The sequence below is a fragment of the Leptolyngbya sp. FACHB-711 genome, from assembly GCF_014695615.1.
Taxonomy (GTDB): domain Bacteria; phylum Cyanobacteriota; class Cyanobacteriia; order Elainellales; family Elainellaceae; genus Leptolyngbya_A.
On sequence record NZ_JACJOR010000118.1, the window covers coordinates 1 to 9,627 of the forward strand.

Below are 9,627 nucleotides of genomic sequence, written 5' to 3' on the forward strand. Positions count from 1 at the left end.
GTCAACGCTGGGATGAATTTGATAGCTTTCGCGATTGTGTCGATGCTGCCTTCAACCATTGTTCGAACGTGTATCCGTAAAGCTATACAGCAAGTTCAGATATCTTGCAAAAACTTAATATTTTAATCCTACCTACTCAGGCTGACATCTGGATCTGCCTCTGGGCGTTTGGTTCAATTAATTCTTGGTTTGATTAATTCAAAGTGAAATAAAACGTTGAGTCTTCGCCGTAGCAGGACTCGATCCAAATTTGCCCACCGTGACGCTCAATGATTTTTTTAGCGATCGTCAATCCTGCCCCTGTTCCTCCGCCATACAAGTGCTGCTCATGGAGTCGCTTAAACAGTCGAAAGACGCTGTTGAGATGGCGATCGCGGATGCCAATGCCGTTGTCGCGGACGTAAAAGATGAGGGGGTGAGGGAATGAGGAGGTGAGGGGGTGAGGAGATGGGGAGAAGAGGGTTTTGTTTATGATTTTCTGTGTTCTGTCTGCTTCAATAAAGCCGATCTCGACCCACTGATGAGGCTTGTCATTGTATTTGACAGCGTTGCTGACCAGGTTCATCAGGACTTCCTGAATCAGGATGGAGTCACAGTGGAAGGTCGGGAGCGGACGCGGAATCCGAAATTCGGTTTGCAGGTCGGGGCGACTGAGGCGCAGTTCTTCAATAACTTGATGCAGGATTGAGTTGAGATCCGTGGGCTGAAGATAGAGTTCGGTTTGTCCCAGCCGGGAGAACTTCAGCAGTGCATCGATCAGTGACTCCATGCGGCGGGTTAGGCGGGTCAGGGTTCGCAGCCGCGCCTTGCCGGACTCGTCCAGAATATCGGAGTAGCCTTTCAGCAGCAGGTTAGAGTAGTTATGAATGCCGCGCAGCGGTTCTTTCAGGTCATGTGAAGCCGCATAAGCAAAGGAATCTAGCTCGCGAATGCTGTTTTCTAGCTCCCGGTTCACTTTGGCTAACTCGTCTGCTTTTTTAAGGACAACGCCGACGATCGCACTTCTCAGATCGATCGCGTTCTCTAATTCGCAGGTTTTCCAGGGCAACGAGGTGAACCGCACGACTTCCTGCCATCGCTCGAACGATTTGCGCGGACTAAGGGTGATGCTGCCGTTTTCTGCAACGTTCAAAGCAGCGTTCGGATCGCCTGCCCAGTTGACTGTTTGCAGCACTTCTTGGCGAAACCAAATTATTGTGTAGCGTCGCACCTGGGAAATTTGCAGCAAAAGCACTCCGCTGGCACTGTCCTTGAATGGCTCGGCGGCAGCATAAAGCTTAGGCAGTGAATCGGTGTGAAATAGCGGGGCGTTGAACCGGGGAAGCTGTATTTCTGCCCACTGAAGCAGGGCGCGAACCTGTTCTAGCGTGGGAGTGGTTCCAACTAGGGTAATTTCATCTTCCAGGCACACTGCTACCCCCTCAGCATTAACCAAGTCCAGCAGGCGAGGAGCAGGATTGATCAGGGCTTGTTTCAGATCATTCGCCTGGGAAATTGATTGGAGAAAGTCGGACTGCAACGATCGCAGCTTTGTCAGATAGTTGAGTTCTTCGGTATTGACTTTGTTTGCCAGTTCGGATGCAATTAGTTGCGCCAGCAGTTCGCAGCTTTCCCGCATTTCGTAACTGATTGTTTTTGGCGTTTGGTGATGACAGGAAATGAGTCCCCATAGGGTTTCGCCCTGGTTCAGTGCGGCGACCAGAATGGCAGCGACATCCATATTCTGGTGATATTCCACGCAGCAGGGGTCAACACTTCGCAGAATTGCGCGTTGCAGGTCGGTCGGTTGCTGGGTGACTGGATTCTCTGCGGGAATTAACGCGATCGGTCGGGTATTGAGATCGGGAATGTAGCGTAGCAGTCCGCGTCGATAAAGTTCTCGCACGGGTTCTGGAATATCGGTTGCCGGGTAGTGCAGTTCCAGATAAGGAGCTAAGTCTTCTCGCTTTGCTTCTGCAATCACTGCCCCCGCGCCCTGAGCATCAAAGCGATAAATCATGACGCGATCGAACCCTGTGAGCACACGAATCTCTACGGCTGCGGCTTGCAGAAATTCAGCCAGATCGGGGAGGCGGCGCAGTTGGGCGATCGTCTGATTCACCTGCGTTTGGAGCTGTAAGGCATTCAGATGGGGTTGGGCGTGTGCTGGTTCTACCTCCAGAATGATTACGGTGGCAGTTGCGTATACAGTGCTGTTGAAACACTGCGTGCCTCTCCAAAGGTGAAGGGCTGCCTTGCTGTAGCGGCTCGCCTGCTTTACTCCCTGTTGAATTGTGGCGATCGCAACCTCATCGAGCAGGACACCGATCGACTGACCGAGCAAATTTTCGGGCGAAACGCCGAAATAATCCTCAGTATTCGCGCTAACTTGCAGCACAACCAGTTCAGGATTGCTCAACACAAACAGAATGCCAAAGGGCTGGATTGAGCCTGCGAAATGGACAGGTTCGGAAGGGAAACTGCCTGGAGGAAGACCAGGGGTGTTATGGGGTTCAAACCCATTCATGGCAGGGCAATGAGAAGAACTGTGACTTTATCAGAACTGTAGCTTTATGGCGTTCTAACCATAACTTTCTCTGAATTGTAGCAGGGTGTTGCATTATGTTAAGTAAACTAGAGCAATCCTAAAGAGAATATTAAATTGTTAAGCAATTCTAAAGAGCAGATGAATGCTGCTAGCATAAAATCTAAAGAAAATCTTAAATATCTCAGAAGGAGTTTAAGTGATGCTGGTTAGCCCCTCGATATTGCGAATGACATGGGCTGTTGCCGAAGAAGCTTTGCCCCATGATCTAGTCGCTCTTTCAGATGCAATATTGGTCAAGCTCCTGCTGCAGCGTGTCTCTCAGAAAATTTTGCTGAATGGTGAAGAAGTGCGGGCACTGGATGACTATCTCACTGCGAATGTCTCCTTAATTCGCGATATTGCTGAATCTCGTTTGATTCAGGAGATTGCTTGAAAAAGGGAGTTTTGTTGCTAAGTATCGGTGTCAAGAAGTAATTGCAAAGCTCCTTCAGCCCGACTTCAAAGAATTATTTCAATTTTGATGCAACAGTCCAGGTTGCGTAAACTCTGCACGAGCTGATGGATGAGGCTTGAATCCTGCCATACTTTCTACTTTGACTGCTGTGCTGCTTCTGCTATAACAGTCACTGGAAAGGGAATTCTTGCTGATCGAAGCCTTCCAACAACAGGCGCAACAGCCACGGTATAGACAGCCACTGAAGAGAAAGCTTGATGTTTGTTCTAACGATTCACTTGACCAGGTCGGGTACGTCCGGGAAATGCTTTTTCGTGCAATCTGGGCAAATGCCATGGGTCAGTTCAGCGTGGGAAAGCTGCTTAATGTAATCTTCGACACGATGCCAGTACCCCTCATCATTCCGAATATTCTTACACCAAGCGCAAATGGGCAACAATCCACGCAAGGCGTGAACATTTTCGACAGCTTCTGCTAAGGCAGCAGAAACACGACGCAATTCCAACAGAGAAACGACTTGCCGAGCGAGGGCTTGTAGGGCAGAAAGCTGATCTAGGTTGAGTTTTCGAGTTTTTTGATCGATTACACAAAGGGTGCCTAAGGCTTGCCCCTCTGGATTGATCAGTGGCGCACCTGCGTAGAAGCGAATGTAAGGATCTGCCGTCACTAAAGGATTGTCTGCAAACCGCTCGTCAGCATGTGCATCTTCAACCACCATCGGATCTTGTCCCAAAATCGCGTAGGAACAAAAGGCTTGCTCGCGGGGCGTTTCCGAGACAGCCAACCCAACTTTTGATTTGAACCACTGCCGATGCTGATCGAGCATGACCAGCAACGCGATCGGTGTTCCACAAATAAATGAGGCGAGATGAGTAATATCGTCAAGTCCTGCTTCAGGGTCAGTATCTAAGATTCGATACTGCCGTAACGCCTCTAGCCTTTCAGCTTCATTGCTTGGGATTGGCACTGCCATGGCTTTGCCCTTGTGATGCTTCTTACCTCCATTTAAGCTGAAGTTTCTCGAGGACTATTTGTTGTGTTTAGAGCGTAATAAAAAGAAAACTTAAGTTTGGGTTTATCACCGATCGTGGCAGACATCCTTCTTCTCAAGCTCAAGCTGCCGGGATTCAGTTCAGAGTTAAAAAACGGCTACAACAAAGCCCCTACCTGAATGAGCGAGGGCTGTTTTATTGATGGCATCGGGGCAATCGCCTCACTGCCGTTGCTTTTTGCGATATTCCCAGGGCTTGAGGGCATTTAGATATTCCAGATTCCCTGCTTTGACTGCTTTGACTGCTGTTTCTGCCTGCTCCATTTGAGCTTTGTGAGGGCAGTTAGAAGCATACTGCCTGTACAGATAGTCATTGCCGCTCTGATATGCTCGACGTTTAGAACCGTTCTGCTAACACTGAAAACCTCTGCGACTTCTTGACCATAGCGATCGACATCCACCACAGTCAGCCTGGCTTGATTGTTCGATCGCTTCGCCAGTGATTGCAGATTGTTCCGGCTTGCCTCTCTCAGTTGCTGTTTGAGTTCGGGCGCATCAATGCCACAGAGCCGGATTCGTTCTTCTTTCCCGTCCCGGAGTATGCGCATCGTGTCTCCATCATGAACATTCACGACTTGAGCAACTTCGCCTTGGGATGTGGGGGACTGGGCAGGAGTTAAAGTTTCTTGATTGCTGTGAGTTTGGCAGCAAAATATCTTCAATCTCCCTAAGCTTTTGCAGAAGGGTTTTGTGTAGACATTCTAGGCTCTTCTATCCTGCTGCTTTTTCTACAGCTCACATTAATTTTGGCTTTCATTTACTTCTGTTAGGCAATCAAATAGTGAACTATTGACAGAGGGTAAGCAAAGCTCAGATTTTAGATAAAACTATTTCAATACTCCGCTGGTCATAAGATCGATTCAAATTCTTATTTGTATTTCTATAGGTTGATCATACTGTTTTCTTAAATCTTTAGAACAGTAGCCAGTGAGGCAAATTTTTTAGCAGTTTGAACAGGATTTATTCCACGAGCAACTTATGCTCTACACAAAAATTTGCAAGCTGCTTAGGAAAATAAGCATTCCTCATTCATCTCATTACGCTCAGTTTTGAGGAATGCCTTTTGTTTTAGACAGAAAGTAATTAACTACGTCAAGGAAGTTACCATGTTTCTACACACCAAGCGTTTGCAGTACTTTACCAAACCAGAACGTCCCGATCCGATTTACGCCAAGAAGTTGCAGGAACTCATTGGTGGATCGATGGGCGAGATGACTGTTATGATGCAGTATCTTTTCCAGGGCTGGAACTGTCGCGGACCTGCAAAATATAAAGATCTACTGCTCGATACTGGAACTGAGGAAATCGGTCACGTTGAAATGCTTGCCACAATGGTTGCATTTCTGCTTGATAAAGCCCCTGTCGAAATGCAAGAAGAAGGGGTAAAAGATCCGGTTGTAGGTGCGGTAATGGGAGGATCAAATCCTAGAGATGTAATTGTTGCATCAATGAACCCTCAGCACGAGATTGTGTCTGGTCAAGGCGCGATGCCTGCGGATAGCGTTGGCTTCCCCTGGAATGGTCGCTTTATCACGGCAAGCGGTAACCTACTGGCAGACTTCCGCTCTAATCTCCACGCCGAATCTCAAGGTTTGATGCAGACGGTTCGCCTGTATGAAATGACCAATGACAAAGGCGTGCGCGATCACCTGAGCTTTATGATTGCCCGTGATACGATGCACCAGAATCAATGGCTTGCAGCGATCGAAGAACTGAAGAGCGATGGCTTTGAAGAAACCGTTGTCCCCAAAATCGCACACGAATACGGGCAGCGGGAACACGCTTATGAATTCTGGAACCATTCCGATGGAACTGACAGTGCCGAAGGACGATGGGCAAAAGGTCAATCGATCGATGGCAAAGGAGAATTTAAGTACGTGGCAAATCCGCAGCCGCTTGCAGAAGAAGTTGAGCCGCCGCAACCCAAGCCCAAACTCCATGCAACGCCCAAAACGCCTGCGATGATGAAAACCAGCGATAACGGGTTGAAAAACATTGTAGACAGCGCGGTAGATGCAGTGGATAGCCTCACAAAGGGCGAATAGTCGTGATTTGCTAAAAGGGGCATTTCTAATTCTTCAGAACCTCGAAAGTAGCTGTTTTCTCTACAATCGAATTTGTTCTTTAGGGAGATGATGCCCCTCAAAAATTACTGAAGTAGGCATTGCGGAAAGGCGTTGCTAAATGCAGATAGCAGATATAATTTTCAATTGGCAACGCCAGCAAATTTTATGCAATGCAAACTTTGTGGGAAGCAAACGCTATGTTATGCAATGTTGCAATTCCAATGCTTCCTTCTCGTGATTTAAGCAGGACGATTGCTTTTTATCAGAAATTAGGGTTTCAAGCGTCTTCCGACCCCAATGCTCAGGATTTAGACTACTCGATTGTTTCTCGTGAGACGATCGAGCTTCATTTTTTTCGATTTGCTGAGATTATTCCAGCCGAATCTTATGCAGGATGCTATCTGCGGGTGAGGGATGTGGATTCACTGTTCCGTGAGTTTCAAATACAATCCTTACCCTTTGAGGGAATTCCCAGACTCGGCAAGATCGCAAATCAGCCCTGGGGAATGCGAGAGTTTTATCTGGTTGATTTAGATGGAAACCTGATTAAAATTGGGCAAGTTATAGCTGCTTAGTTGCTGGATTAATCAGTCAAGGTGCTTAGTAGAAACTCGGTCAGGGCATCGGGCAAAATTTCATCCAGCATTATGATTGTGACGATAGCAAATTTGGCTCCCACACTTTGCAAATTGTCGTCCAGCGCAGTCAAAAAGCCTTTGGCAGTCAGGCCTTGCCCGATTTGAACAAAGCCAACTCCTAAATTTTCATTGCTATCAAATCGCCATCCGTAGCTTTACCAGGACGGTCCTAGCGGGGCGGAACGCCGCTCACATTCAGCACATCTGCTAGCGTCCCACAGTAGGTAGGCAAGCCAAACGTTAAGGGACTGACCGGATTAGTGTAGGTGAAGTGGCGATACTGCAAGCAGAACCGATCCCATGCTTCCATCTGAATCCGAAAGACCGCAATCAGAAAATTGGCAAGCCCGATCGAGAGCGGAATTCTAAACAAGATCGGCTGATGCAAATAGTCGCAAACTTCTTTGACTGCCTGATTGACTGTCATTGCCTCATTGCCCAACACCACATCGTGCGATCGTCCCACTTCTAAAGGATGATCTACCAGATGTACCGCCACCTGAGCGATATCCCTGGCATGGAGAAAGTGAAAGCCTGCGTCTGCCTTAAAAAAGCGAATCAAGCCTGCCCAGCGCAGCACTTCCCGAATTCCAGAAGTCAGGTGGGACAGGGGCTTTTTCTCATCGCCGCCAAACACAAGCGTTGGAAATAGAGTGGTAATCTTAGGAGCGATCGACAGTTTCGAGAGCTGACTGTAGCAGTTGTATTTCGATCGGATATAGTCTGTGCCGATTTCGCCTGCCTGCTTCAAAGGCTGATTCTGACGATCGAGAATACTTGCTGTCGAAAAATAAAGCACCTGCTGACAGCGGCCGGGGTCGAGCAGACTCATCAACCGCAGCGTTTTGGTCACATTCACGTCAAATACTTCGCCTGCACCGCCCCAGGAAGTTGCTGCGAGAATCGCACAGTCGATCGTCTTCAACAAGTCACCCAAGCGATCGATCTCGCGCATATCGCCCTCGACCAGGGTGATGCCAGGACGAGCGTTATAGTCAAACTTCAGCTTGCTCACATCGCGCACCAGAAAAAACAAATCGTGCGGCGTTTGCTGAATCAGTGCTTCCGCTAGATAGTGACCAATGCAGCCGCTTGCGCCCGTAACAAAAATGCGTTTGACCATGCGAAAAAACAAGATGAAGAATGAACACAAAGACCACCTGAACGACAAGACGGCAATCTCATCATCATGTGCCGCTCCTTGTCATCTAACCATGCCCTGCTCAAAAAAATTCATCTCTCGATTGGCTCACGCACTGCCCGACCCCCACCCGCTAGAATAAAAATCCGAGTGCTGAAGAAAATATGCTGCCACGGGAAGATCTACTCAAAGGAATTGAAAATCGAGAAACGGCGGTTCGCGTGATTGACCAGGCAGAAGTCGCAATCAAGACCTGGGAAGTCGTCTGCACCGATTTCCTATCACCGCCCGAACTGGCAGAAGTACAGCAAATGTTTTCTCGTTTAGTCGATGTGCAGTTTCTCACATGGGGAGGCTATCCGCAGGCAGAACGACAGCGTGTTGCCATTGCCCGATCGGATTTGCCGTTGGATCGGTCTCAGGTCGAGCTAGCTGCTCTGGAAATTGCCGGAAATTTTTTGTTCGACCCCGCCAGCCATCGGGATTTTTTGGGGGCGCTTTTAGGCACAGGTCTTGTGCGGGAAAAAGTGGGTGACTTAATTGTGCTGGGGGAGCGGGGGGCACAGGCAATCGTTGTGCCTGAACTTACAGATTTTCTAGAAATCAATCTGACTCAGGTGCGATCGGTTCCAGTGAAGACGCGCCGCATTGACTTGAGTGAACTCAAGGTTCAGCCACCCAAGAAGAAAGAGATGACCACGGTAGAAGCTTCGATGCGCCTTGACGCGATCGCTTCAGCAGGTTTTGGAATGTCGCGCAGCAAAATGGCGGATTTGATTACCGCAGGTGACGTGCGAGTGAACTGGAAGGAGATTACTCAGTCGAGTCATACGCTGAAGCCGGGCGATCTGGTTGCCATTCGTGGCAAGGGACGGCTTGAAGTCGGAGAAGTGGCTGTCACAAAGAAGGATCGTTACCGGGTGCAGTTAACTCGTTTAGTGTAACCCTGGCTACGGCAGAGCAACGGGGATACGAAGCTGTTCCGACCTTGAGGCGATCGAATTATTTCTCCTTAAAGATAGAGTGTGCTGAGATATCAGGTGAGCGGGGTTGCTCAAGCTCAGTTGCAAGACTTGCCAAGGCTCAGGCTGAATGAAGGTTTCACCAAAGCTGTAAAAGAGCCTATTTTTTGTAGAGTCTGAGCGTTCAGGGATAACGTTACTGCGGCTTATGTCGAGTCATCAGCCCCAAATTGCCTAACGGACAGAGTTTGAACATTCCGTCGGCCACATTTCGGAGATCAGAGCATTTCTAGACTCAACCGATTCTGCTGTCCGAGATCTACAAATTCATCAGGGTAGACTATGACGAGGCAATGCTTAAGTACCCTAAAACCACAACCTTCAGCATTTCTGATCCCAGCCTGGTTCGTTAAAGGTCACGACGGCTCTTGCGATCGAAGATTCAGCTTATAGAATCTCGTGTAGGAGGGCGATTATTTGAGTAAAGCTACGAGATTGACTAAACCAATTTGCAACAGAGTGTTAACCCAAAGGATTGACCCAAAAACGTTACCAATTTGGGCGCATTTCTGCTCTGCTTGACAAGCTGACAAAGTGTAGGAAACCACTTGGCATCCACCCGCTTTCAGGTCTGTACACGTATCTGTACATAGATCTAATCGCTCCAATTACCGTCTCAGCAATTTCCCAAGAATTTTGAGGGGTGTGGGTTGACAGTGAGGAGGTAGGTTAGTTATATTGATAAAGCGGTGGAGGGAGCGAGGCCAAAGCGAACGAGCTAAGGCGAC

At 48.4% G+C, this 9,627-nt stretch carries 8 protein-coding genes; 4 read left to right on the plus strand and 4 right to left on the minus strand.

Going from position 1 to position 9,627, the window contains the following annotated elements; translation table 11 throughout:
* Positions 1-193: 193 nt before the first annotated feature.
* A complete protein-coding gene (locus H6F80_RS03730; RefSeq protein WP_190790267.1) occupies positions 194-2,506 on the minus strand; it encodes an ATP-binding protein in 2,313 nt (770 codons plus the stop codon).
* A gap of 247 nt (positions 2,507-2,753) precedes the next feature.
* On the opposite strand from H6F80_RS03730, the gene H6F80_RS03735 reads away from it, so the two are divergent.
* A complete protein-coding gene (locus tag H6F80_RS03735; protein WP_199296355.1) occupies positions 2,754-2,960 on the plus strand; it encodes a hypothetical protein in 207 nt (68 codons plus the stop codon).
* A 295-nt stretch (positions 2,961-3,255) separates the two neighbouring features.
* Here the strand turns inward: H6F80_RS03735 and H6F80_RS03740 are convergent, their stop codons facing one another.
* Together H6F80_RS03740 and H6F80_RS03745 are read right to left on the minus strand one after the other, a co-directional pair.
* On the minus strand, positions 3,256-3,954 hold the full coding sequence (locus tag H6F80_RS03740; RefSeq protein ID WP_190790268.1) for a GAF domain-containing protein: 699 nt from the start codon (positions 3,952-3,954) through the stop codon (positions 3,256-3,258).
* 284 nt (positions 3,955-4,238) lie between these two features.
* Positions 4,239-4,580, minus strand: coding sequence for a thermonuclease family protein (locus H6F80_RS03745; protein ID WP_190790269.1), 342 nt, complete (start codon positions 4,578-4,580; stop codon positions 4,239-4,241).
* 558 nt (positions 4,581-5,138) lie between these two features.
* On the opposite strand from H6F80_RS03745, the gene H6F80_RS03750 reads away from it, so the two are divergent.
* Together H6F80_RS03750 and H6F80_RS03755 are read left to right on the plus strand one after the other, a co-directional pair.
* Positions 5,139-6,077, plus strand: coding sequence for a manganese catalase (locus H6F80_RS03750; RefSeq protein ID WP_190790270.1), 939 nt, complete (start codon positions 5,139-5,141; stop codon positions 6,075-6,077).
* A gap of 242 nt (positions 6,078-6,319) precedes the next feature.
* Positions 6,320-6,673, plus strand: a complete 354-nt coding sequence (locus H6F80_RS03755) for a bleomycin resistance protein (protein WP_199296356.1) — start codon at positions 6,320-6,322, stop codon at positions 6,671-6,673.
* A gap of 232 nt (positions 6,674-6,905) precedes the next feature.
* Here the strand turns inward: H6F80_RS03755 and H6F80_RS03760 are convergent, their stop codons facing one another.
* Positions 6,906-7,859 carry an NAD-dependent epimerase/dehydratase family protein gene (locus H6F80_RS03760; RefSeq protein WP_190790272.1) on the minus strand — a complete coding sequence of 318 codons (954 nt, stop codon included), beginning with the start codon at positions 7,857-7,859 and terminating at the stop codon, positions 6,906-6,908.
* Positions 7,860-8,041: 182 nt separating this feature from the next.
* On the opposite strand from H6F80_RS03760, the gene H6F80_RS03765 reads away from it, so the two are divergent.
* On the plus strand, positions 8,042-8,821 hold the full coding sequence (locus H6F80_RS03765; protein ID WP_190790273.1) for a photosystem II electron transport protein, Sll1252 family: 780 nt from the start codon (positions 8,042-8,044) through the stop codon (positions 8,819-8,821).
* Positions 8,822-9,627: the final 806 nt, after the last annotated feature.